Raw genomic sequence first — 25,054 nt, forward strand, 5'->3', positions numbered from 1 at the left:
GAAATAATCGAAGGGCACCTTATGCCAGATCATGTTCATATGTTAGTGAGTATTCCACCGAAGATATGCGTATCAAGCTTCATGGGATATTTGAAAGATAAAAGTTCGTTGATGATCTTTGATAGACATGCCAATCTCAAATATAAATTTGGCAACAGAAAGTTTTGGGCGGAAGGGTTCTATGTCACAACAGTTGGACTCAATGAAGCCACAATTCAAAAGTATATCAGAGAGCAAGAAAAGTCGAATTTAATCTCGGATAAATTGAGCAATAAAGAATATGAAAACCCCTTCAAGGGGTAAGCCAAAGTAGCAAAGACACTGAGCTTGAACGAAGAGAAAGCAGCGTCATTTAGGCGCAGTCGGTAACAAGCCCTTATAGGGCAAGAGCAAACCACCCGTTTTACGGGTGGTTATGATTGGAACCACTAGAAATCCATCGCGCACAATGCTACTTTTTACGTTATACCTATAATTATTTAGCTTAAAAACCAACATTATTGAGGCGCGATTATGGAAATTTATTTAGATACAGCGGATATCGAAGAAGTCAGAAAACTCTCTCAAGTTCTTCCTATTGCAGGTGTCACTACCAATCCGTCTATTATTGCTAAATCAGCACAAGATATTGAAACGTTGTTACCTGAGTTAAAAGCGGCTATGGGTGGTAAAGGTCGGGTATTTGCACAGGTCATTGCCAGTGATGTCGATACCATGATTGAAGAAGCATTGCGTATCGGAAATATTGCGGATAATACCGTGATTAAAATTCCTGTTACAGAAGCAGGGCTTGTCGCTATTAAACAATTAAAGCAAAAAAATATGCTGGTATTGGGCACTGCAATTTACAGTGTGTCTCAAGGGTTAATGGCGGCATTAGCAGGCGCTGATTATATTGCTCCTTATGTGCATCGAATGGATAGACAAGGCTCTGATGGCGTAAGAGTGGTAAAAGAGTTACAAACTCTAATTACTATGCATAATTTACCCACAAAAATCCTAGCAGCGAGTTTTAAAACACCACGACAAGTGGTCGATTGTTTATTAGCAGGCGCTTCTTCAGTGACATTACCGATTGAGCTTGCTTACTCTATTATTCGTTCTCCGGTTGTGGATGATGCGGTAAATAGATTCGCCGATGATTGGCAAACTGCATTTGATCGTCGCCTTCTTTAGTAGGATCTACTTAGATGTTATATGATCAAGCGCTATTCTATTTATATAGCGCTTAATTGATATTTATTTGAGATAAGCGTAAATGAGTCTTATTTGAAATAATATTTCATTATTTTTAAATGAAAATAAATAGATAATCTTTATTGAAATAATCTTCTTTTATTAGTGATTTTAAATAGAGCGATCATCTGCTTATTCTTGCTAATTTTATAGGATTATATTATAGATGTATGATTTATAATTATTATTATCTGGGCTGATTATTGATAATATAATAGGTAAATGGGTATTAAAATTAAATTCTTTCCTATCACTCTATTTAATCTTTAATTTTTCTAATGAATATTTTATAGGCCTATCAGCAAGCGAAGATAAACAATTATTGATTTATATCTAATAATAAGCCACCTTTCTGGCAATCTAAATTAAAATCTATTATTATAATCTTAGTCTATAAATGGATTATTAATATAATCTATTTCTTTTTTATTTTGTTGATTAAAATGCTTTTAAAATCAATGTGATAAATCATGTTTTTAACGGTGTGTTTTATATTTTAATATTTAATTAATTTTTTGTTTTTACTCGGTTTAATTGTTATTACTTTTGATTTAATAACAAAATAATAAATTGTGACGGGCGTGTTAATTAAAGAGTTTGGTTGTTAAAAATAAACTAAGTATTATTTTGATGAGTCTGTTAACTTATCAAATTAACAGGGAAAACCGATACTCCGCGGTGCAATGATAATTAACATATATAGTTATTATCTTTATTTAGCGATAAATAAAATTTCATTTGTGATATTGGAGTAATTATGAGTGAAGAATACATGAGTAAGCCACTCTATCTGTCAATTGCTGACTGGGTTCAAGAGCAAGAACGTTGGGTAAGTGCAAAGGAAATTGCAAAAAAATTCGATATTCCTCAATGCAATGCAATTAATATCGTTTCTTACATTCTTTCTGATGTAAAAGAAATTGAGTGTGAAACGAAAAGTGTACCTAACCAACTAGAAGGTAGAGGCTGTCAGTGCCAACGGATGATCAAAGTCAGTCATATTGATCCTCAAGTTTATTCACGTTTAAAAGGCCATATTCAAGAAAAAAGTAGTCAAAGTTCTCCTGAAAAATTAGCAGCGATGATCCCTCATGGATTGAACCATGAGCAAAAATGGCAATGGATGTTGTCAAAATCTCAACGTCGCTAATTTACGTGACTTCCTTTCATGCTAAATAATTTGAATAATGACGACAGGCGCTCACAACGCCTGTCGTAGTTTGTTACTGACCTTTCGGCTTTACATCTGTTGTACCGTGTAAACGCGGGCGATTAGGTTCTGGTGCAGTTAATGGCGTAGCTTCAACTAAATTTTGACGACAACGAACAGCCAAGTCTTGATATTCGCGTGTGTTCATACGCTTCCATTCCATGTCATTATCAGTAATATCCCGCACATGTTTTGCAGGGCTACCAATCAGCATTTGCCGAGGTTGTCCTTGAAAGCCTGCTTTTACAAAGCTCATGGCGGCAACAATACTTTCTTCGCCAATCACTGCACCATCCATAATCACGCTGTTCATACCCACTAAGCTGTCACGCCCGATAATGCAACTGTGGAGAATTGCACCGTGTCCAATATGCCCATTTTCTCTAACAATGGTATCCATATCGGTATAACCGTGCATGATACAGCCGTCTTGAAGGTTGGCACCTGCTTCAACAATCAAGCGCCCATAATCCCCTCTTAGTGATGCCAAGGGGCCGATATAAACACCCGCACCGATAATCACATCACCAATTAATACAGCAGATGGATGAACATAAGCTGTTGGATGAACCACAGGAATAAGACCTTCAAACGCGTAGATACTCATCAGTTTTCCTCTTTGTTGTATTATCGAGATTAACGATAACTATCGACCTTTCCACTCAGGTGCGCGTTTTTCAGCAAAGGCTAATGGGCCTTCTGTGGCGTCTTCTGAATGTAAAACACTTGGGTAATGTTTTAGCACACCACTGCGCATGAGCTTGTAACCTTCCTCAATAGAAAGTTCGCTGGTAGCGCGGTAAATCTCTTTTAATGCAGCAACAGCCAGTGGGGCACTGTTGGCAATTTGGTCTGCAAGCTCGCGTGCGCTGTCCATAAGTTCAGCGGAGCTGACAACACGGTTTGCAATACCCCAACGCAGCGCTTCATCGGCATTCATGCGACGACCTGTCATCAACATCTCATTGACGATAGCGGGTGGTAAACGTTTAGGTAAACGCAGAACACCGCCGCTGTCAGGTACAATACCTAACTGTGCTTCAGGTAAAGCAAAAGAAGCATTGTCTGAACAAACCATCATGTCGGCAGCAAGTGCTAATTCAAAACCACCACCAAAAGCATAGCCGTTAACCGCAGCAATGACAGGTTTATCCAGATTGAAAAGCTCAGTTAAACCCGCAAAACCACCAGCACCAAAGTCAGCATCAGGTGCTTCACCTTCAGCCGCTGCTTTTAAATCCCATCCTGCAGAGAAAAAGCGTTCACCTGCACCTGTAATAATCGCGACACGTAAGTTAGGATCATCACGAAAACGCAGAAAAACTTCGCCCATTTCATGGCTTGTTTTCGCATCAATAGCATTCGCTTTTGGTCTGTCTAATACAATTTCAAGTACTGAACCACGAGTTGTTAGGTGTAATGACTGGCTCATGTTGTATTCCTTTTCGTCATCAAAAATAAGCATTTATGATTGAGGTTATTAATTTGTGGTTAAACCTACCTATGTCTTATTTCAAATGCTTTTTAATCACTTTTCCTGAGCAGTTACGAGGTAAGCCATCTCTAAATTCAACTTCAGAGGGGACTTTGAATTTCGCCATATTTTGCTCACAGAAATGGAAGAACTCTTCTTTACTCAAGGTCTCATTTTCAACCAGTACAACAAATGCTTTGATCGCTTCATCGCGAATGTTGTCAGGAACACCAATTACAGCCACATCTTGAATTTTAGGATGTGAAGAAATGATGTTTTCAATCTCAACACAAGAGACATTCTCTCCACCGCGTTTGATCATATTGCAGCTACGATCAACGAAATAGAAAAAGCCTTCATCATCACGATAACCATAATCACCAGTATGTAACCAACCATCAGGCTCTAAGGCTTTTGCTGTAGCATCAGGTCGGTTGTAATACTCTTTAAAAATAGTTTTTCCGGGTTCGCCTTTTACGCAAATTTCACCTACAACTCCATCAGGGACTTCATTATTTTGTTTGTCCCTGATTTGAGCTTGATAGCAAAAACCAGGTCTACCAATTGAGGGCCAACGGCGTTTATCGCCAGGTCTGTCACCAATTAAACCAACAATAGTTTCTGTCATGCCATAAGAGGTGAGTAATCGCACGTTAAAGCGTTCAAGGAAGGCATCTTTTTCTTCATCAGCAAGATTGAGGTAAAACATCACTTCACGTAATTTGTGTTGCTTTTCTTCTGATGAAACAGGTTGAGCCATTAAGGTTCTCATCATCATTGGAATACATTCCGTGACCGTTGCTTGGTATTTAAGGATCTGTTTCCAAAAGGCTCTGGCACTGTATTTTTCTAACAATACAAAGGTGGCCCCCACAGAAAATGCGGCGAGTGATGCAGTGCATTGGCAGTCAATATGAAAGGCAGGCATAACCGTAAGATAAATGTCGTCTTCACGTAATGCGTTTTGCCATGATGAGTAATAACCCGCAAAGCGTAGGTTATAGTGTGTGATAACTACGCCTTTAGGTTGAGACGTTGTTCCTGAGGTAAAAAGAATTTCAGCAGTGTCATCCACACTTAATGGTGTGTGATGATTAAGCGTAACAGGGTGCTTGGCTTTCTCTTTTAAAAAGTCGATAACGCCTTTTTCAGCAGGCAGACTGTTTTCTGTTATTAAAAACAGTTGCGTTAAAGGGCATTGTTCATCCTGCAACATAGGTTGGTAAATAGGATAGAAATTATCGCGAGTGATCACGTAATGAGCTTGGCAGTGATTGATTATCCATGCGCTCTCTTCATACATAAAGCGCGCATTAATTGGCACCATAACAGCGCCAATTTTTGCCAAGCCAAACCAGCAAAAGAAAAACTCAGGACAGTTATCAAGATGTAAGGCAACGTGATCGCCTTTTTTTATGCCACCAGCATGAAAAAGATTTGCGGTTCTATTTATCTCTTCATTTAATTCACTGTAGCTAAATTGTCTCACTTGTCCTTGTGCGGATTCAAAAATTAGCGCTGTTTTTGTACCATAAACCTCTGCCAAATCATCCCACATCTGACGTAAGTTTTGTTTGCCAATCACATCCATTAAACTGTTACCCTATCTTTTGCTGTAAATTCAGACATGCTTTATGCCTACACAAGGCCTGAATTTTACAGTGTTACTTTACGATTTTAGCCAGTCCCTTATCGACCAGCCCCCTGATTTGTTCTTCGCTATAACCGATATTTTTCAAAATCGCGTTTGTATCCATGCCGTGAGATGGCATACCACGCCATATTTTTCCCGGATTATTTTTGAATTTAGGCATCACATTCGGCCCTTTGCAGGTTTCGCCATTCATGGTTTGCCATTCGGTAATCGATTCACGCGCGACATATTGCGGATTGTCTTCAAGCTCTGGAATAGTCAGCACTTTAGCGCTAGCAATATTGAGTTCTGAAAGACGTTTGAGTACTTCTGTGATGGGTTGCTTAGCTAGCCATTCATCTAATTTGTCTTCAAATAATTGACCATGAGGGCAATTAATACGGTGAATAAGTTGAGTGCCTTCAGGCACTTCCGGTGTACCAAGCAGATGAGCAAGTCCGATATCTTTGAAGATTTCTTGAATTTGAGTGATACCGACAACTTCCATCACGATATAACCATCTTGGCAACGGTAAAGCCCACAACCGGCATAGTACGGATCTTTCCCTTTGGTCATACGAGGGCAGATTTCGCCACCATTGAAATAATCCATCATGAAGTATTGCCCCATACGCAACATTACTTCATACATAGCAATATCAATACTTTCGCCTTTGCCTGTTTGTTGAACTTTATACAGTGCCGCTAACGCAGAAGTGGTTGCGGTCATCCCTGAGAAATAGTCTGCGGTATAAGGGAAGGCTGGCATTGGCTGATCTTTGTCACCGTTTTGAATAAGGTAACCACTGAAAGCCTGAGCAATGGTGTTATAAGCGGGTAAGTTGGTATATTGCGGATCGCCATATTGACCAAAACCCGATAAATGAGCGATAACTAATTTAGGGTTATGTTCCCATAATACTTCATCCGTAATACCGCGACGTGCAAAGGCAGGGCCTTTACTTGCTTCGATAAAGATGTCGGTTGTTTCCATTAATTTTAGGAACGCATCACGACCTTCGTCTTTAAAGATATTTAACGATAGTGCATGAAGATTACGGCGAGAAAGTTGAGGGTAGTGAGGTTGAACGCGAATGGTGTCAGCCCATGCAACGTTTTCAATCCAAATCACTTCAGCTCCCCATTCTGCGAACATTTGTCCTGCGAATGGCCCTGCAATTTCAATTCCTGAAAACACAACACGAACCCCTGAAAGTGGGCCGAATTGTGGCATTGGTAAATGTTCTGTCATAGCATCACCTCGTAAGTGGTCTGAGTGAAAACCCTCTCATCATTTGATGAGAGAGTTATTCGTGATTAATTAGCGATACTGTTTAAGTACTGAACGTCCTAATGTCAGGATCTGCATTTCATCAGAACCACCAGATACACGGTCAACACGAAGGTCACGCCAGAAACGAGAAATACGGTGCTCGCCAGCAATACCGACACCACCAAGCACTTGCATTGCACTATCAACTACTTCAAACGCCGCATTTGCACAGAAGTATTTACACATAGCTGCATCACCAGAAGTGATTAAGTTGTTGTCACTCTTCCATGCAGTTTCATATAACATGTTGCGCATTGAATTGAGTTTGATCGCCATATGAGCGAATTTTTCTTGAATAAGTTGGAAACGGCCGATAGCTTCACCAAATTGCACACGTTGGTTGGCATAACGCGCTGCATCTTCAAATGCACACATCGCTGTACCGTAGTTAGTGAGTGCCACTAAAAAACGCTCGTGGTCGAACTCTTCTTTCACACGGTTAAAGCCGTTACCTTCACGACCAAACATGTCTTTTTCTTCAAGTTCAACGTTGTCGAAAGTGATTTCACAGCAGCTATCCATACGTAAACCTAGTTTTTCTAACTTGTTTACTTTGATACCCGGTTTGCTCATATCCACAAACCATTCAGTGAAGATAGGTTTATCTGGAGACGCTGAATCACGGCTCATCACAACAACGTAAGGGGTATAGGCACTACTAGTGATAAAGCACTTGCTACCATTGAGGTAAACTTTGCCATCTTTACGGGTATAAGTAGTTTGTAAGCTACCTACGTCAGAGCCTGCGCCGGGTTCTGTAATTGCAGAGTTCCACATCTGTTTACCCGTACCGCGGAACGCCATAATTTTATCAATTTGCTCTTGAGTCCCTTCACGCAAGACGGTGTTAAATCCACCCGGCAATTGATAAAGCACGTAAGTTGGCGCACCTAAGCGACCTAATTCCATCCAGATTGCCGCAACAGTAACAAAACCTGCATTTAAGCCACCGTGCTCTTCAGGGATAAGCAGATTGTCAATTTCCATATCCGCTAAGGCTTTGACAAAACGTTCTGGGTATTTACTTTCGCGATCACACTGTGCGAAATAAGCTTCCCAGTTTTCACTGGCCATTAATTCGCGGACACCGTCAACAAACAGTTCCTGCTCATCATTCAATCTAAAATCCATGTTAATAACCTCTTAATATGTCATTCTTTGCGTATAGCGGATCAGTCTTTCCAATGTACTTTGGCATCTTTAATAAAGGACAAGGTGACCATGATATTGACGAAAAATAGTGGGCATCCTCCAGCGATAATGGCGGTTTGAATTGGTTTTAAACCCCCAAGTGCGAGCAGAATGATGCCGATAACACCGACCAGCACAGACCAGCCGATACGCACTAATAAAGGTGGCTCAGAGCCTTCTTTCATAGAGCGACAAGTGGACATTGCTAGTGTGTAAGAACAGGCGTTAATTAAGGTGACAGTGGCAATAAAGCAGAGGATAAAGAAGCCCCACATTGTCGCTGTGCTCAACGGTAATGCCGCCCATGTCTCGATGATTGCGCGAGGTACACCGTATTGTTCAATCAGTTGTGGAATGTTGAGGATATTTTGGTCAATCAGTTGTATGGTGTTACCACCAAGAATTGTCCAAATTAACCAAGTTCCTGCGGTTAAACCTGAAACCATCCCTAAACATAATTCACGAACAGTACGGCCTTTAGAGATACGTGCTAAGAAGATACTCATTTGGATGGCGTAAATAACCCACCATGCCCAATAGAAGACAGTCCAACCTTGAGGGAATCCACCTTTACCGATTGGGTCTGTATAGAACAGAATACGAGGCATATACATCATCAATGTACCAACAGAGTCAGTGAAGTAATTGACGATAAAGCTCGCACCACCAACGATAAAGACCCAACCCAGCATTAAGAAGCTCAGGTAAGTACGAATATCACTGGCGATTTTCACCCCTTTTTGCAGACCGAATGCCACGCAAATCGCGTTTAATAAGATCCAGCAAGAGATAATAATGGCGTCTAATTGCAGGGTATGAGGAATACCAAATAAGTATTGAATACATTCAGTAACTAATGGTGTTGCTAAACCAAGGCTAGTTCCCATTGCCAGAATTAAAGCAACAAGATAGAAGTTATCAATAATGGTTCCGACGATCCCATTAACGTGTTTTTCACCAATTAACGGGGTTAAGGTGCTACTTGGACGGATAACTTCCATTTTGCGAACAAAGAAGAAGTAAGCGAATGCCACAGAAAGGAAACTATAAGTTGCCCAAGGTAAAGGACCCCAGTGGAACAAACTGTAAGCAAGACCAATTTCTTTAGCTTGAGTTGAGTAAGCTTCCATTCCAAAAGGAGGACTTGAAATATAGTAGTATATTTCAATCGAACCCCAGAAGAGGACGGCAGCGGATGTACAAGACGCAAACATCATAAAGATCCAGCTTGCGGTACTAAATTCAGGTTTATCTTCCCCAAGGCGTTTATTGGCATAACGACCGAAGACTAACCAAAACCAACCCCCGAACATAATGACCATGTACCATTCGAAGGCCCAACCCCAGACATTGGTAACATAGCTGAATACGGCATTAATCACTTCATTTGAAGCGTCAAGATCACGTACCGTTAGCCAGCATAAAATACCAACAATGATTAATGGCGGAAAAAAAACCTTCGGTTCTATTCCTGCCTTTTTATTATCTTTGCTCATAGGTAAATTTTCCAAATATATTTAACGCAGAAGTTTAAGTAGTGTTAATTCCTAATATCTAATAAAGCATTTGAGTTTATTTATGAGTATTTCGTCTATTGGTGTTTCATCATAATAGATAAATAAACTGATTGGCTAATCCACAAATCGATTAATGATGATGAATAATGGATATTATAAGAAATCCATTCTGTTATTCACTTCACACTATTCTTTTTGTCGATTTTATGTTACGTTTTATAACGTTTCGTTTTCATTATAACTGATTGATAATTATATCTATATCTTTGTATGTAATAGGGTTGTTATATTCTGTCTTTCAATATTGTTGATCTTGGTGGCAATATTGAACGTTAAATACCGTTATATTTATTATTTTCAATATTGTTGATCGATGTAGCAATATTGAAAGTTGTTCACTTCAATTAAAACTAATTTCAATATTGGTGATATGTTTAGCAATATTGAAACCTATCCGTTATTTATTTAGTAATGTTCAATATTGGTGACCTAGGTTTAATTTTTTAATCTCTTAATTGTGTTAATTCTATATTACATTGCCAGAGCAAATGACATTATTTATTAATTTCAGGAGATGTAATGAATATTATTACATGTTACAAGAGTGTTCCCGACGAGCAGGATATTACAGTAAATAGCGCAGACAGTTCGCTGGATTTTTCTCGTGCTAACACCAAAATCAGCCAATATGATTTAAATGCGATTGAAGCCGCTAATCAGCTTAAGACTCAACTTGATGGCATTCAAATCACGGCAATGAGCGTTGGTGGTAAAGCACTGACAAACGCGAAAGCACGTAAAGACGTTCTTTCTCGTGGTGCTGACGAACTCGTAGTTGTGGTTGATGACCAATTTGAATCCTCTTTGCCTTACCAAACAGCGGTAGCATTGGCGGCGGCGGCGACTAAAAAAGGTTATGACTTAATTCTTTGCGGTGATGGCTCGGCGGATCTCAGCTCACAACAAGTTAGTTTGCTGGTGGGTGAATTCTTAAATGTTCCTGCGATCAATGGTATTAACAAAATTGTTTCTCTTTCTAATGACTCAATTACGGTTGAACGTGAGTTAGAAAATGAGATAGAAACACTGACCATTCCATTACCTGCTGTTATCGCGGTTTCTACCGACATTAACACACCTCAAATTCCTTCGATGAAAGCCATTCTTGGCGCAGCCAAGAAACCTGTTCAGCAATGGAGTGTTGCCGATCTTGGTCTGGATGCGATTACTGTGCGTTCAGAGCAAAAAGTGGCGGCACCAAAACAGAAAGTACGTCAACGCATCATTATTGAAGGTGATGGCGATGATCAGATTGCTGAGTTGGCAGAACATTTACGTAAAATTCTTAAGTAATAGGGGGAGTTATGAGCCAGTTTTCAACTGTTTGGGTATTTAGTGATGCACTTTCCCGTTTACCAGAATTAGTGGGTGGCGCTTCTTCATTAGGACAATCTATCAATGTATTTACATTGAATGATGAACAAAGCGTTGCTGCTTTTAAATTAGGGGCAACAGAGGTTTTCCAATTAGAAGGTAAACCTGACGATCGCATTATTGAAGACTATGCACAGAGCATGGTTGAAACCATCAAACAAAAAGGTGATGCAGGATTAGTGCTACTGCCTAATACACGTCGCGGAAAATTATTAGCTGCACGTTTAGGCCACCGTTTAGAAGCAGTCGTTTCTAACGACGCCCAATCTTTAAAGGCAGATGGTGATGCATTAGTGGCAAAACACATGGTTTACGGTGGCCTTGCCTTTGGTGATGAAAGCCTGAAAACCCCTTACTGTGTGGTAACTGCAAGCGTGGGTGCTTTTGATGTTGCACCAGAAACTGGCGCTACAGGTAATGCACAAAAAGTCGCATGGATTGCTCCAGCTCAAACTATCGTTCGCAATTCAGTTCAACCACGCGCAATCAATGCGGTTGATTTAGATAAAGCGCGCTTTGTTGTCAGCGTTGGTCGCGGTATCGGTAGCAAAGAAAATATCGTTATTGCAGAAGAGTTAGCGAAAGCCATTGGTGCTGAAATCGCCTGTTCTCGCCCTGTTGCTGAAAATGAGAAATGGATGGAACACGAGCGCTATGTTGGAATTTCTAACCTGATGCTAAAACCTGAACTCTATTTAGCAGCAGGTATTTCAGGACAAATTCAACATATGGTTGGCGCTAATGGTGCACAAACTATTGTTGCTATTAATAAAGACAAAAATGCACCTATCTTCCAATTCGCTGACTACGGCATTGTCGGTGATTTAATGAAGATTTTACCTGCATTAACTCGTCAATTATCTAACTGATTTATTTAAGCAGGGAAGGAAACTTCTCTGCTGTTTATCGCAAATTCTGGAGATGTTATGTCCGATTCCGAAGATATTTTCGATGCCATTATTGTTGGCGCAGGATTAGCAGGATCTGTGGCTGCACTTGTTTTGGCAAGGGAAGGCGCACAAGTATTGCTAATAGAAAGAGGTAACTACGCTGGCGGGAAAAATGTAACCGGTGGTCGTCTGTATGCACATACCCTTGAGCGCATCATTCCTGAGTTTGCGCAAGAAGCGCCAGTTGAACGCGTGATTACTCATGAAAAATTGTCATTTATGACTGAAACCGGCGCAATGACAATTGATTACCAAAATACGGAAGGAAAGAGTCCAAAAACCGCCTCTTGGTCTGTATTACGTGGCGAGTTTGACCAATGGCTGATGGAGCAAGCCGAAAACGCGGGTGCGCAATGTATTACGGGCATTCGCGTTGATAAGCTCGTTGAGCGTGATGGCAAGATTGTCGGCGTTGAGGCAGACGGTGATGTGTTAGAAGCCAAAGCCGTGATCCTCGCCGATGGTGTAAATTCTATCTTGGCTGAACAGCTAGGGATGACAAAACGTGTTGTAGCTGAAAATGTGGCTGTGGGTGTAAAAGAGATCATCGAACTGCCTGAAAGTGTCATTAAAGATCGCTTTAATCTAAAAGATAACGAAGGTGCGGCTTGGTTATTTGCAGGTTCGCCTACCGATGGATTGATGGGTGGTGGTTTCTTATATACCAATAAAACCACGCTTTCTTTAGGTCTTGTCTGTGGGCTTCACCATATTAAAGACGCAAAAAAATCAGTGCCACAAATGCTGGAAGATTTTAAACAGCATCCCGTTGTTGCTCCGCTAATTGAAGGCGGAAAAATGGTGGAATATGGTGCACACGTTGTTCCTGAAGCTGGATTAAGAATGCAAAACGAATTAGTACGTGATGGCGTATTAATTGCTGGTGATGCTGCAGGGATGTGTATGAACCTAGGCTTTACTATCCGTGGCATGGATTTAGCGATGGCATCAGGAGAAGCCGCTGCAAAAACCGTGCTCTCTGCCATGGAGAAAAATGATTTTAGCAAGCAAACGCTAAATGAATATCTCAAACATTTAGAAGATGGCCCGTTACGCGATATGAAAGCCTATCAGCGTATGCCTGATTTACTTGATAACCCTCGTATGTTCACCGCTTACCCTGAAATGGTAGTTGGTATTGCAAAAGATCTCTTCACTGTAACGGGTGAAGCGCCAGTACCGATGCGCAAAACCATGATGCGTCATACCAAAAAAGTGGGCTGGATGAATCTGATCAAAGATGGGATCAAAGGAGTAAAAGCAATATGAGTTCTCCCGTAAATGTCGATGTCAAATTAGGCATCAATAAATTTAATGTCGATGAGGAAAATCCACATATCGTCGTTAAAGAGCAGCCTGATATGCAGGTATTGGAAACCTTAGTCAAAGCATGTCCAGCAGGTCTTTATAAAAAGCAAGAAGATGGCACCATCAGCTTTGACTATGCAGGGTGCTTAGAGTGTGGAACTTGTCGAATTCTTGGTTTAGATAGTGCGCTTGAAAAATGGGAATACCCACGCGGAACGTTTGGCGTGGAATATCGTTACGGATGATGTATCGCTACTTTTCTCCCAGTGCTGCTCCGGCCTGGGAGCTTTTCTTTTTTGCTTTATTTAGAAAAAATACCAGGACGCAGTCATGCAACCCAGAAACTTTGATGACATCCGTTTTACCTCTGTGCATCGTCGAGTGATGTTATGGGGGAGTGGCGGCCCTTTTCTTGATGGCTATGTATTAGTGATTATCGGTGTGGCGTTAGAGCAACTCACACCGTTATTACAGCTTGATACACAATGGATTGGTCTGCTTGGTGCGGCAACTTTAGCAGGGCTTTTTATTGGTACGTCACTCTTTGGTTATATTTGTGACAAAGTCGGTCGCCGTAAAATGTTCCTTGTGGATATTGTGGCTATTGCCATTATTTCTATTGCGACGATGTTTGTCTCCACGCCGGTGGGTTTGTTGGTGATGCGATTCCTTATTGGGATTGTGATTGGCGCCGATTATCCTATTGCGACCTCGATGATCACTGAATTTTCTAATAAAAAACAACGCGCTTTTGCTGTCGGTTTTATTGCTGCAATGTGGTATATCGGGGCGACTTGCGCCAACTTAGTCGGCTATCTTTTATATGATATTGCAGATGGTTGGCGTTGGATGTTGGGTAGTGCCTTTATCCCTTGCGTGATTATTTTAATTGGTCGCTTTGATTTACCTGAATCACCGCTGTGGCTAATACGCAAAGGGCGCATTAAAGAGTGTAATGAGATGATGATAAAACTCTTTGGTGAACCCGTAGTATTTGAAGCGGAAGATGCCAAAACAACGCGTTTTATCGAGTTATTTAATAAACGTCACTTCTCTTTTGTTCTGTTTGTTGCGGTCATTTGGACTTGCCAAGTTATCCCGATGTTTGCCATTTATACCTTTGGGCCACAGATTGTCGGTTTATTGGGATGGGATGCGGGAAGAAGTGCGGCACTGGGGAATGTGGTGATTAGCCTGTTCTTTATGTTTGGGTGTATTCCTGCCATGTTTTGGTTAAATCAAACAGGGCGACGTCCACTATTGATTGGTAGTTTTGGCATGATGACATTGGCATTATTGGTGCTAGGGGTTTTCCCTGATTTACCTATCTTATTTGTCATCTTAGCGTTTGCGACTTACGCCTTCTTTTCTGGTGGCCCCGGAATTTTACAATGGCTCTATCCTAACGAATTGTTTCCGACTGATATTCGTGCCTCAGCAGTGGGCATTATTATGTCAATAAGTCGTATCGGTACGGTTATTTCAACGTGTGCTCTTCCTGCCTTTATCGCCACTTATGGTATTAACACCACGATGCTGGTAGGGGCTGCGATCTCTTTATTCGGCATGCTAGTCTCTGTGTTGTTTGCACCAGAAACCAAAGAATTAACACTCAATCAAACCTCAACCATGCCAATGCGACGAGGAAAATAGTCTGTTTAATCGATGATTAATAAAATAAGTTAAGTGATTTAAATTACTTTTTATTTAGATGTTATAAAATTTAATCATTATTGTATTTGTTTTTATATTATTTTGATTTAAATTATAACGTCAATGTTTATTGATAAGATTTGTTTATATCTTAAAGTTAGATAAGTATATTTATATTAAAAAGAGAGTGTTTTATTATTTTTATTTAAATAAAACGACTCTCCTTTTTCTTTATTAAAAATAACACCTTTATAACGCCTTGGTTTCAAATTTATCTCATTGTTATTAATTACTCTTCAATTACAAATTATATTTAACCCACCAAATCTAGACCTCAATCACAAATCTCTCTCAGACTATTCAAATGACGAAAAACAGTTCGTTATTTACCAAGAATGAATAATTTCCCCTACCCAGAATAAGGTCATTACAGACGTAAACACCAGCAAAGAAGCGGTTGAGTAGGTATTTATGACCTTATTAGAAACGACAGTTAAAGAATGTCTAAACAATGTAGTAAAGCAACATGCTTTACAAATAGCCTTGATTGAAAGCCAAAGTAAAAAGACACTTTCTTGGCAACAATTACAACAAGAAGTAGAAAGTGTTGCGCGTGGTTTTTTAGCCATTGGTTTAAAAAAAGGTGATCGTTTAGGTATTTGGTCTGCTAATAGTAAAGAGTGGATAATTTGTTTTCTTGCCGCTGCTCAAATTGGTGTTCCTGTTGTTTGTATTAACTTTCATTTTAAGAAAAGAGAGTTATTAGATTTATGTCGATTAACCGGAATTAAAGCACTCTGTTTTTCTGATGGTTTTAAAAGTAATCATTTTATTGAGGTTATTAATTGTCTTTCTAAAAAAGCATCTGAAAATAAAGATGTATTACCCCAGTTATTTATTAGCATGGGAAATGAACATGCAGAAAAAGGTGTCTCTTTATCTCAATTAAAAGAAGTTAGCCAAAAAATATCAGATAAAGAATATCAACATGCGGTTGCACAAGTCAGTGTAAAAGATTTGCTGACTATCCAAATGACCTCTGGCAGTACAGCAATGCCTAAAGGTGTCATGTTAAGCCAATATAATGTCATTAATAATGCCATGCTGTCAGCACAACGCTTAGGTGTTATGCATGACGATGTAATTTGTCTTGCCGTTCCTCTGTTCCACTGTTTTGGACTCTCTTCTTGCCTCTTTTTTGCATTAACAACCGGATGCCAATTAGTTCTTCTCGATAACTATTGTGCTGAAGATGTTTTAAAAGTGGTGCAAGACTATCGTTGTACCGTTATGCACGGAGTGCCAACGATTTTTAGCCGCTTAATGAAGCATGAACAGTTTTCTCACTACGATTTATCTAGTCTTGATAAAGGTATTATTGCTGGGGCGAGTTTTCCTCCTGCGTTAATCGATGACATCGAAAATATCCTCGGCATGAAAGGGATCACCGTCTCTTATGGCCAAACAGAAGCTTCACCTTGTTGCACTCAAACTCTCCCTAATGATGCTTTAGAGATCAAACGCAGCTCTATTGGTAAGCCTTTACCTTTTGTTGAAATGAAAATTATCAATCCCAAAACAGGCAAACCGGTGCCAGTGGGCACTTTAGGTGAAATTTGCACGCGTGGCTTCCATGTAATGATGGGTTATGACAATGCGCCAGATAAAACTAAAGAAGCGTTAGACGAAGAGGGTTGGTTACACACGGGGGATATTGGTTATGTCGATGAACAAGGAAATTATCACTATGCCTATCGCATGAAAGAGATTGTGGTACGTGGCGGTGAAAATATCAGTCTTTGCGAAATAGAAGAAGCGATTGCTGAATATCTCGGTGTTGATGCGACAAAAGCATTTGGGATCCCGTCTGCTGATTTAGGCGAAGAAGTGATTGCCACTATTTGTGTGCAAAAAGGCCACAGCATTGGTGAAAGTGAATTACGTGAATTTCTACAAGAGCGACTGGCTCGCTACAAAATCCCCAAAGAACTCCATTTCTTTACAGAATTTCCTCATACCCCTTGCGGAAAAATTGATGTGCAAGCACTGAAATTGCAACTGGGTTATAGCGTTTCAATCAAGGATGAAAAAACCAAAGTAGCGGGTTAAGTGACAACGGATTTATCCACATTCTGACAACAGCAGTATGAAGCCTAAAAATAATTAGGAGAAGAAATGACAAGTCATAAAGCATTGGAAGGCGTCACCGTAGTTGAGTTGGCGACCTTTATCGCAGTACCCGCAGCGGGTCGTATTTTAGCTGATATGGGGGCGAACGTAATCAAAATCGAATCTCCAAGTGGCGATAACTTACGCTATACCGCACCAACAGAAGGTCGCCCATTAGATCAACATGAAAACACCAGTTTTGATTTAGAAAACGCCAATAAACGTGGGATCGTGTTAAATACGAAAACAGAAGCAGGGAAAAAAATCCTGTTTGAACTGTTAGAAAAAGCAGACATTTTCTTAACTAACTGGCGTCCCGGTGCAAGAGCACGCGCAGGTTTAGACTATGAAACGTTAAAACAACGTTTTCCAAAGTTAGTGTACGCTAGCGTGACAGGTTATGGTGATGAAGGCCCAGATAAAGACTTACCAGGATTTGACTACACCGCATTCTTTGCGCGTGGTGGTATTTTAGGCTCGCTGTACCAAAAAGGCACAGTACCTATGAACGTGATCCCAGGACTTGGCGATCACCAATGCGCATTAGGCTTGGTTTCAGGTGTGTTAGCCGCTTATATTCGTGCTAAAAATATCGGTCAAGGTGAGTATGTTTCAACTAACTTACTGCATACCTCAATTTATACCCAAGCAATTATGATCCAAGCGGCACAATACCCTGACTATGGTCAGCCGTATCCAATCGATCGCCGTAATACCACCAGCCCATTTATTCTGGCTTATAAAACAAAAGATGACCGTTTTATTCAAGTCTGTATGCCTGTTTACGACGCTTATTATCCAACCTTTATTTCTTGTATTGGTCGCCCAGATTTAGCTGAAGACGCACGTTATACCCGTCTACAAGAAGTGGCAAAAAATAATCGTTCTCCTGAATTATATGACCTGATTTGGCAACAAGTTGAGCAAAAAACAGCGTCAGAGTGGGCAGATATTTTCACCAAAAACGATATCCCATTCAGCATTGCCCAAACTTGGGAAGAAGTGTTGGAAGACAAACAAGCTTGGGCAATTAACACCTTCTACAACATGAAATACAAAAATGGCAGTGAAAAAGCCTTAGTTCGTCCACCAATTGATTTCTTAGAGAGTGGTTTACCTGAATATCGCCGTGGTCCTTTGTTAGGTGAAGACACACCGTCTGTATTAGCTGAATTAGGGTATAGCGCTGAAGAAATAGCAAACCTTGAAGCCAATAAAGACGTGATGACGTGGAAAGAATAATCCACTTACATTTTTAATTTTCAGGAGAGCAAAGGCATGCAACAAGACATTTTCACAATGGGCGTTGATATCGGATCGTCTGCATCAAAATGTATCATCATGAAAAATGGTGACACTATTGTCGCGAAGTCGTTGGCATCAGTCGGTGCTGGGACATCTGGCCCTGAAAAAGCGATCAATGAAGTATTGTGCCAATTTGGTGGCGATCTCAGTCAGATCAGTTGGATCTGTGCAACAGGATATGGCCGTAATTCTCTGAAAGAAGCCAATAAAGAAGTGAGTGAACTGAGTTGTCATGCGAAAGGTGCACACTTTCTTTTTCCGGGCGTGAAAACGGTGATTGATATCGGGGGTCAAGACGTTAAGGCACTTCATATGGATGGTGCCGGCCGTTTATTAAACTTTGTGATGAATGATAAGTGCGCTGCTGGTACAGGACGCTTTCTCGATGTGATGTCGCGAGTATTAGAAACCAAAATTTCCGATCTTGCTCAAGAGGGCGCTAAGTCCACTAAAAAAGTCACGATTAGCTCAACCTGTACCGTGTTCTCTGAATCGGAAGTTATCTCCCATCTCGCAAATAACGAAACAATACCCGATGTGATTAATGGTATTCACCGCTCTGTAGCTAGCCGTATTGCTGGTCTGGCAAAACGGGTCGGTGTTGAAGCCCCTGTTGTTATGACAGGCGGTGTTGCCAGTAATTTTGAAGTTGTTCGTTATGTTAGCGAAGAGTTGAACGCCTCTATCTCCACCTCTCCATTATCGCAATACAACGGGGCGATAGGCGCCGCCATTTATGCCTTTGAAGCGTACCGCCATCAACTGGAAGACGATGCGTTAACAATAGGAACATCAAAATGAGCAATGTAGATATGAATGCGCCGGATTATATTCCTGCGAAAAAACGACTGCAAAAAATCGCTGCTGATGCTTATCAGCGTGCGTGGGACGCGAAAAACAGCGGTGAAAAAATAGGGTGGTGTGCCTCTAACTTCCCTCAAGAAATCGCTGAAACATTAGGTTTATGTGTGGTTTACCCTGAAAACCAAGCCGCTGCAATTGCAGCGAAAGGTGCGGGTTTAAAAATGTGTGAACACGCAGAAAGCATGGGATATTCCAACGATATCTGTGCTTATGCTCGCATCAGCCTCTCTTACATGGATATTAAACAGTGTGAAGAGATGGATATGCCACAGCCAGACTTCTTGCTGTGCTGTAACAACATCTGTAACTGCATGATCAAATGGTATGAAAATATCTCTTATGAGCTGAATATCCCGATGATCCTTATCGATATTCCTTATAAAAATGACTATGACACCGATGATGTCACGGTGAAATACGTTCAAGCTCAATTTGATGATGCGATTAAACAACTCGAAAAAGTTACTGGCAAAGTCTTCTCCGAAGAGAAATTCAAAGAAGTTTGTGAGATCTCACAACGTACAGGGCGCGCATGGTTAAAAGCGGCAGAATATTGCCAATATGAACCGTCTCCAATGAATGGTTTTGATCTCTTTAATCACATGGCTGTTGCGGTTTGTGCTCGCGGTAAATTAGAAGCTGCACTGGCTTTTGAGCAACTGTGTGAAGAGATGGAACAAAACATCAAAGAGAAAAAATCGACTTATCGCGGAGAAGAAAAATACCGTGTTCTCTTTGAAGGTATCGCCTGCTGGCCTTATTTGCGTGCTACATCGACTCCGTTAAAAGAGCAGGGTATCAACGTTACCGCTACTGTTTATGCGACCGCATTTGGTGTGATTTATCAAAACAGCGACGAGATGATGCGTGCTTACTCTTATGTTCCTAACTGTGTCTCTGTTGAGCGTGCTGCGGATATGCGTATTGACGTTAGTCGTCAGAATAAAGTGGACGGCGCGATTATTCACGTTAACCGCAGTTGTAAGCTCTGGAGTGGCATTATGCCTGAAATTGAGCGCCGTATTCGTCATGAACTTAAGATCCCAACAGTGACTTTTGATGGAGACCAAGCTGATCCTCGTGTTTTCTCTGAAGCGCAGTATGTCACCCGTGTTGAAGCATTGACTGAAATTATGGCTGCTAATAAAGCAGAAATGAAAAAGGGAGACATTTAATGAAAACATTAACGGAGTTGTTTGATGAGTTACAAGCCGTGGTGGATAACCCTGTTGCTCAATTAGAGGATTTTATTCGCAGTGGCAAAAAGGTTATTGGTTGTTTTCCTGAATATACCCCGAATGAAATTGTCTATGCGGCAGGTATGGTGCCTTTTGGTATTTGGGGTGCAGAAGGACGTGAGATCTCAGAAGCGAAGAAATATTTCCCTCCTTTTTATTGTGCGTTAGCGCTTTCTTCTCTTGAAATGGGATTAGATGGTGCGCTGAATAAACTATCAGCAGCCATAATTCCTTCTTTGTGTGACACCTTAAAATGCTTAGGGCAAAACTGGAAAGCTGGTGTGCCACAAGTGCCTTTTATCCAACTGGTGCATCCACAAAATCGCAAAACCCCAGCAGGTATTGCTTTCTTAACCGAACAATACAAAAAAATTGCACTGCAATTAGGGGAAATTTCAGGTCAGCCTGTGACAGATGATGCACTGAAAAATGCGATTCATCTGTTTAATCTGCGTCGTGCCGCGTTACGCGAATTCTCAGAGATGGCTGCACTTCATCCAAACTTAATCACACCACAACGCCGTAATACCGTGATCAAAAGTGGTTACTTTATGGATGTCGTTGAACATACAAAAGCCGTTGAAGCCATTGTTGCACAATGCAAAACCTTATCCCCAGAACCTTGGAAAGGGCACAAAGTTGTTGTGACAGGCATTATTGCGGATAGCCCTTCTATTCTACAAATTTTGGCTGATAACAAGATGGCGATTGTGGCGGATGAAGTCGCACATGAGTCTCGTCAGTTCCGCCAAGATATCCCTGAAAACAAAGCACCTTATGAAGCGATGGCAGAGCAAATCGCTCAGCTTGAAGGGTGTTCGCTTTTGTATGATCCAGAGAAAAAACGCGGTCGTTTAATTGCCGACATGGTGAAAAACACGGGTGCTGATGGTGTCGTTTATTTGCTGACGAAGTTTTGTGATCCCGAAGAGTTTGATGCCCCTATTGTGAAGAAATTCCTCGATAGAGAAGGCATTCCTTCCATCATTATCGAAATCGATCAGCAAACTAAAACATATGAACAGGCAAGAACGGCACTGCAAACTTTTGCAGATGTGCTTTCTGCTTAACAACGTTAACCAATAGTCACAAAAGACCTGCGTAATGTACGCAGGTCAATTGAACCCTAACACATATAAGTGGGGCAATCATGGGTATTATTTGTTTAATCATCGGGCTAGCGATATTAATGATTATGTGTATGAAAGGCATACATATTTTCATTTCTGTCTTTACCACTAGCCTGTTTCTTGCTGTGACTGCATGGCTTGTATCACCAGATATGCTTAATCCTGTCGATGCACTATTACAAGTGTATACCGGCGGATTAGGTGGTTATTTTGGCAGCTTCTTCTTCATTTTCGTACTCGGTGCGATTTTTGGCAAACTAACCGCTATCAGTGGCGCTGCTGATAGTGTTGCCTCTTTTATTATTGGTAAATTTGGTGAAAGAGCCGTTATTCCTTCATTAGTTGCGGCTTGTGCCATTTTAGCCTATGGCGGTGTTTCAGTGTTTGTTGCACTGTTTACCGTTTATTCAATGATGGTGAGTTTATTCCGCAAAGCGAATCTTCCTCGCAGACTTATTCCGGCTGTTTATTTTGCAGGTGCGGGTACGTTTGTGATGATAATGCCAGGATCACCACAAATCCAAAACCTTATCCCAATGAAATTCTTAGGTACTTCGGCTACTGCTGGTTTAGTACCGGGTATGTTGACTGCACTGTTCCAAGTCACCTTAGTTATTATTTATCTCACTTGGTTATTTAAGCGTGTAAAAGCAAAAGGCGAAGGCTGGGTTGAAGACGAAAAAACTGCAAAAGCAGAGGAAGGTAAGAAAGATCGTCAGCTACCTAATGTGCTAGTCGCATTACTCCCTATGCTTATTCTGCTTGTCGTGCTGAATATCCTGAAATGGGATCCTGCTATTGCACTGTTCTGCGCGATTATTGCCGCTTTAATTGTGTACTTACGCTACCTCGATTGGAAAAAACTCGTCCCTAATTTAGCCGCAGGAACGATGGAAGGGGTGACCTCCCTCTTTAACACGGCGGTTATTGTTGGGTTTGGTGCGTTAGTTATGACCTTACCTGCGTTCAAAGAATCATTCCAAGCAATTGCTCAATCGGGTCTTAATCCACTTGTTGTGACTGCAATTTCAGTCGGTGCCTTGGTATTTATCAGTGGTTCAGGCTCTGGTGCGTTAAGTATTGCTATGCCAATGATTGCGGCAATGTTCCCGGCAACTGTGGTTGATCAAGGCTCCTTACACCGTGTAGCCACAATGGCATCTATGAGTACAACACCTCCATTTAACGGATTGATTATTACTGTCTTTAGCGTCTGTGGTGTCAGCCATAAAGAGGGATACGGTCCTGTGGGTACATTAACCCTCGCTATCCCACTGTTAGCCATGATGTTTATGTTGCTGCTGTACACCTTTTTACCTGCATCTATAGCGACGATGTAGAAATAAACCCATTAATGCGTGCGATAAGACGACAAACGTGAAGTCGCACGCCATAGAGATAACCATAAATATTCTCAGAGGAAAATAAACATGGATTTTCAGCTAACAGAAGAACAAGTCCTGATCCGCGATATGGTCAGAGAGTTTGTTGAAAACGATATTAAACCAATTGCAGGTGCAATTGATAAAGAGCATCGTTTTCCAAGTGAAAGCATCGCCCCGATGGCTGAATTAGGACTCTTTGGTTTCAATATTGATGAAGCTTATGGTGGTACAGAGGCGGATGCAATTAGCTATGTATTAGCAACAGAAGAGATGGCAAAAGTCAGTGCCTCTCACGCGATGATCATGGGTTCACAATGCTCTTTAACGGGCCCAATTATTCAAAAATATGCTAATGAAGAGACTAAAGCACGCATTTTACCGGGCGTAGTGTCTGGCGAAAAATTAGGGTGCTTCTGTTTGTCTGAACCAAGCGCGGGTTGTGATGCTGCGGCTCAAGAAACAACCGCTGTTCGCCAAGGCGATAACTATGTAATTAATGGCTCTAAATTGTGGATCACCGCAGCACCTCAAGGTGCGTTCTTTATCGTATTTGCTATGACAGATAAAAGCAAAGGCGTTAAAGGGATCACTGCATTCTTAGTTGAGCGTGACAACCCAGGTATCAGCATCGGTTTACCTGAAGACAAAATGGGGATGAACGGTTCTGAAACCTGCTCTGTGAGTTTTAGTGATTGCGTTGTTTCAGCCAGCGCCATGTTAGGCGAAGAAGGTAAAGGCTTTAATATCGCGATGGAAACCTTAGATGGTGGGCGTTTAAGTTGTTCTGCGCTTGCATTAGGGATCGCGCAAAGTGCATTAGATGCCACGATTGCTTACACCAAAGAGCGTATTCAATTTGGTAAACCAATTGCTGCTAATCAAGGTATTCAATGGGTATTAGTGGATATGGCAACCCGTGTTGATTGCGCACGTATGCTGGTTTATCGCGCTGCGGCTGCCAAAATGGCAGGTCTTCCTTATACCCGTGAATCTGCTCAAGCCAAACTTTATGCAGCAGAAGCTGCCACTTATGTGACTCAAAAAGCCGTCCAATTACATGGTGGTATGGGTTACACCAAATCCTATCCTGTTGAACGTCTGATGCGTGAAGCAAAACTCACCGAAATTTTTGAAGGCACAAGTGAAGTGCAACGCATGGTTATTGCTAAACATATTTTAGCGTAATGAGATTTGAGCTTATTAATTTGTTGCATTGTGCAAAACGGAGAATGTGAATTATGAAACTTATTGCCTGCTGTAAGGTTGTTCATGACGAACAAGACATCACAACACGGCCTGATCGTACACTCGCAACCGATAATGCGGGTTTAAAAATTAGCTTGTATGACTTGAATGCCATTGAAACCGCAGTAGAAATTGCCTCTACCCTTGGTGATAGCACTGTAACTGCATTAAGTGTGGGTACAGGTGCAATGGTTGAAAACGCGAAGATCAAAAAAGATATTTTATCGCGTGGCCCTGATGCATTAACACTGGTTGCAGATGATGCATGTAGCGCTCTTTATTCAACGGATACTGCCAATATTATTGCGCAAGCGGCACAAAAAGTTGGTTTTGACTTATTAGTTTTCGGCGAAGGTTCTGGTGACTTATACGCTCAACAAACAGGTTTAGCGGTAGGTGAATATTTAGGTTTACCTTGTGTCAACGCAGTAAACAAAATCACCGTTGAAGGTGACAAAATCATTGTTGAACGTGACTTAGAAAATATCACGGAAGAACTAGAGCTGACATTACCTGCCGTTGTGTGTGTCACTTCAAGTATTAACACACCAAAGCTCCCTTCAATGAAAGCCATTTTAGCAGCAAATAAAAAGCCTGTTGAAAAGCTGGGTTTGGGAGATATCGGTATTGATATTTCTGCTCTGACTGTTGTGCAAACACAAGTTTGTGCACCAGAACAGACTGATCGCCTTGGCATTATTTTAGAAGGTGATTCAGATGAAAATATTGCCACTTTTGCTGAACATTTACGCCAAGCGGTTAATCAATAAGGAGATTAA

At 41.1% G+C, this 25,054-nt stretch carries 22 protein-coding genes; 16 read left to right on the forward strand and 6 right to left on the reverse strand.

From position 1 onward, the window contains the following. The 3 genes from tnpA to caiF all read left to right on the forward strand — a co-directional run. Window positions 1–303: IS200/IS605 family transposase (gene tnpA / locus GWJ01_RS08370; RefSeq protein ID WP_161710604.1), on the forward strand; the 303-nt coding region annotated here is incomplete at its 5' end. Between the two features lie 210 nt (window positions 304–513). Next, complete coding sequence (gene fsa, locus GWJ01_RS08375; protein WP_109394930.1) at window positions 514–1,176, forward strand: fructose-6-phosphate aldolase; 663 nt, start codon at window positions 514–516, stop codon at window positions 1,174–1,176. A gap of 817 nt (window positions 1,177–1,993) precedes the next feature. After that, on the forward strand, window positions 1,994–2,386 hold the full coding sequence (gene caiF, locus GWJ01_RS08380; RefSeq protein WP_161710963.1) for a carnitine metabolism transcriptional regulator CaiF: 393 nt from the start codon (window positions 1,994–1,996) through the stop codon (window positions 2,384–2,386). A 73-nt stretch (window positions 2,387–2,459) separates the two neighbouring features. Here caiF and caiE read toward each other — a convergent pair whose 3' ends face one another. The 6 genes from caiE to caiT form a co-directional block, all read right to left on the reverse strand. After that, window positions 2,460–3,053, reverse strand: coding sequence for a carnitine operon protein CaiE (gene caiE, locus GWJ01_RS08385; protein WP_161710964.1), 594 nt, complete (start codon window positions 3,051–3,053; stop codon window positions 2,460–2,462). Between the two features lie 39 nt (window positions 3,054–3,092). Next, on the reverse strand, window positions 3,093–3,878 hold the full coding sequence (gene caiD, locus GWJ01_RS08390; RefSeq protein ID WP_098941836.1) for a crotonobetainyl-CoA hydratase: 786 nt from the start codon (window positions 3,876–3,878) through the stop codon (window positions 3,093–3,095). A 76-nt stretch (window positions 3,879–3,954) separates the two neighbouring features. Next, window positions 3,955–5,511: a crotonobetaine/carnitine-CoA ligase gene (gene caiC, locus GWJ01_RS08395; RefSeq protein WP_161710965.1), complete on the reverse strand. Its 1,557-nt coding sequence runs from the start codon at window positions 5,509–5,511 to the stop codon at window positions 3,955–3,957. A gap of 73 nt (window positions 5,512–5,584) precedes the next feature. Further along, on the reverse strand, window positions 5,585–6,805 hold the full coding sequence (caiB, locus tag GWJ01_RS08400; protein WP_109402394.1) for an L-carnitine CoA-transferase: 1,221 nt from the start codon (window positions 6,803–6,805) through the stop codon (window positions 5,585–5,587). Window positions 6,806–6,874: 69 nt separating this feature from the next. After that, window positions 6,875–8,017 carry a crotonobetainyl-CoA dehydrogenase gene (gene caiA / locus GWJ01_RS08405; RefSeq protein ID WP_023582983.1) on the reverse strand — a complete coding sequence of 381 codons (1,143 nt, stop codon included), beginning with the start codon at window positions 8,015–8,017 and terminating at the stop codon, window positions 6,875–6,877. A gap of 41 nt (window positions 8,018–8,058) precedes the next feature. Then, window positions 8,059–9,573 (reverse strand): L-carnitine/gamma-butyrobetaine antiporter, encoded by a 1,515-nt coding sequence (gene caiT, locus GWJ01_RS08410; RefSeq protein ID WP_161710966.1) that lies wholly within the window; start codon window positions 9,571–9,573, stop codon window positions 8,059–8,061. A 600-nt stretch (window positions 9,574–10,173) separates the two neighbouring features. Here caiT and GWJ01_RS08415 point away from each other — a divergent pair. The 13 genes from GWJ01_RS08415 (at window position 10,174) to fixA (ending at window position 25,045) form a co-directional block, all read left to right on the forward strand. Then, on the forward strand, window positions 10,174–10,947 hold the full coding sequence (locus GWJ01_RS08415) for an electron transfer flavoprotein FixA (protein ID WP_109402393.1): 774 nt from the start codon (window positions 10,174–10,176) through the stop codon (window positions 10,945–10,947). A gap of 11 nt (window positions 10,948–10,958) precedes the next feature. Then, the gene (locus GWJ01_RS08420) at window positions 10,959–11,897 is read left to right on the forward strand and encodes an FAD-binding protein (RefSeq protein ID WP_109402392.1); all 939 of its coding nucleotides are present in this window, start codon (window positions 10,959–10,961) and stop codon (window positions 11,895–11,897) included. Between the two features lie 57 nt (window positions 11,898–11,954). Further along, window positions 11,955–13,247 carry an FAD-dependent oxidoreductase FixC gene (gene fixC, locus GWJ01_RS08425; protein WP_161710967.1) on the forward strand — a complete coding sequence of 431 codons (1,293 nt, stop codon included), beginning with the start codon at window positions 11,955–11,957 and terminating at the stop codon, window positions 13,245–13,247. Then, window positions 13,244–13,531 (forward strand): ferredoxin-like protein FixX, encoded by a 288-nt coding sequence (gene fixX / locus GWJ01_RS08430; protein ID WP_023582978.1) that lies wholly within the window; start codon window positions 13,244–13,246, stop codon window positions 13,529–13,531. The genes fixC and fixX overlap by 4 nt, the downstream gene beginning before the upstream one ends. A gap of 85 nt (window positions 13,532–13,616) precedes the next feature. Beyond that, complete coding sequence (locus tag GWJ01_RS08435; RefSeq protein WP_161710968.1) at window positions 13,617–14,939, forward strand: MFS transporter; 1,323 nt, start codon at window positions 13,617–13,619, stop codon at window positions 14,937–14,939. A 471-nt stretch (window positions 14,940–15,410) separates the two neighbouring features. Beyond that, window positions 15,411–17,048, forward strand: a complete 1,638-nt coding sequence (locus GWJ01_RS08440) for an AMP-binding protein (protein WP_161710969.1) — start codon at window positions 15,411–15,413, stop codon at window positions 17,046–17,048. 66 nt (window positions 17,049–17,114) lie between these two features. Beyond that, window positions 17,115–18,350, forward strand: a complete 1,236-nt coding sequence (locus GWJ01_RS08445; protein ID WP_075673865.1) for a CaiB/BaiF CoA transferase family protein — start codon at window positions 17,115–17,117, stop codon at window positions 18,348–18,350. A gap of 36 nt (window positions 18,351–18,386) precedes the next feature. Then, on the forward strand, window positions 18,387–19,214 hold the full coding sequence (locus GWJ01_RS08450; protein WP_109394950.1) for an acyl-CoA dehydratase activase: 828 nt from the start codon (window positions 18,387–18,389) through the stop codon (window positions 19,212–19,214). Next, on the forward strand, window positions 19,211–20,452 hold the full coding sequence (locus GWJ01_RS08455; protein WP_109394952.1) for a 2-hydroxyacyl-CoA dehydratase subunit D: 1,242 nt from the start codon (window positions 19,211–19,213) through the stop codon (window positions 20,450–20,452). The genes GWJ01_RS08450 and GWJ01_RS08455 overlap by 4 nt, the downstream gene beginning before the upstream one ends. Next, window positions 20,452–21,585, forward strand: coding sequence for a 2-hydroxyacyl-CoA dehydratase subunit D (locus tag GWJ01_RS08460; protein ID WP_161710970.1), 1,134 nt, complete (start codon window positions 20,452–20,454; stop codon window positions 21,583–21,585). Before GWJ01_RS08455 ends, GWJ01_RS08460 begins: the two co-directional genes overlap by 1 nt. Window positions 21,586–21,665: 80 nt before the next feature. Next, window positions 21,666–22,985, forward strand: coding sequence for a GntP family permease (locus GWJ01_RS08465; protein ID WP_072069069.1), 1,320 nt, complete (start codon window positions 21,666–21,668; stop codon window positions 22,983–22,985). Between the two features lie 90 nt (window positions 22,986–23,075). Continuing rightward, complete coding sequence (locus tag GWJ01_RS08470) at window positions 23,076–24,215, forward strand: acyl-CoA dehydrogenase family protein (RefSeq protein WP_109402387.1); 1,140 nt, start codon at window positions 23,076–23,078, stop codon at window positions 24,213–24,215. A gap of 53 nt (window positions 24,216–24,268) precedes the next feature. Continuing rightward, window positions 24,269–25,045: a putative electron transfer flavoprotein FixA gene (gene fixA, locus GWJ01_RS08475; RefSeq protein WP_109402386.1), complete on the forward strand. Its 777-nt coding sequence runs from the start codon at window positions 24,269–24,271 to the stop codon at window positions 25,043–25,045. The last annotated feature ends 9 nt before the right edge of the window (window positions 25,046–25,054 follow it).

This window comes from Proteus sp. G2618 (assembly GCF_009915995.1).
Lineage (GTDB): Bacteria > Pseudomonadota > Gammaproteobacteria > Enterobacterales > Enterobacteriaceae > Proteus > Proteus terrae.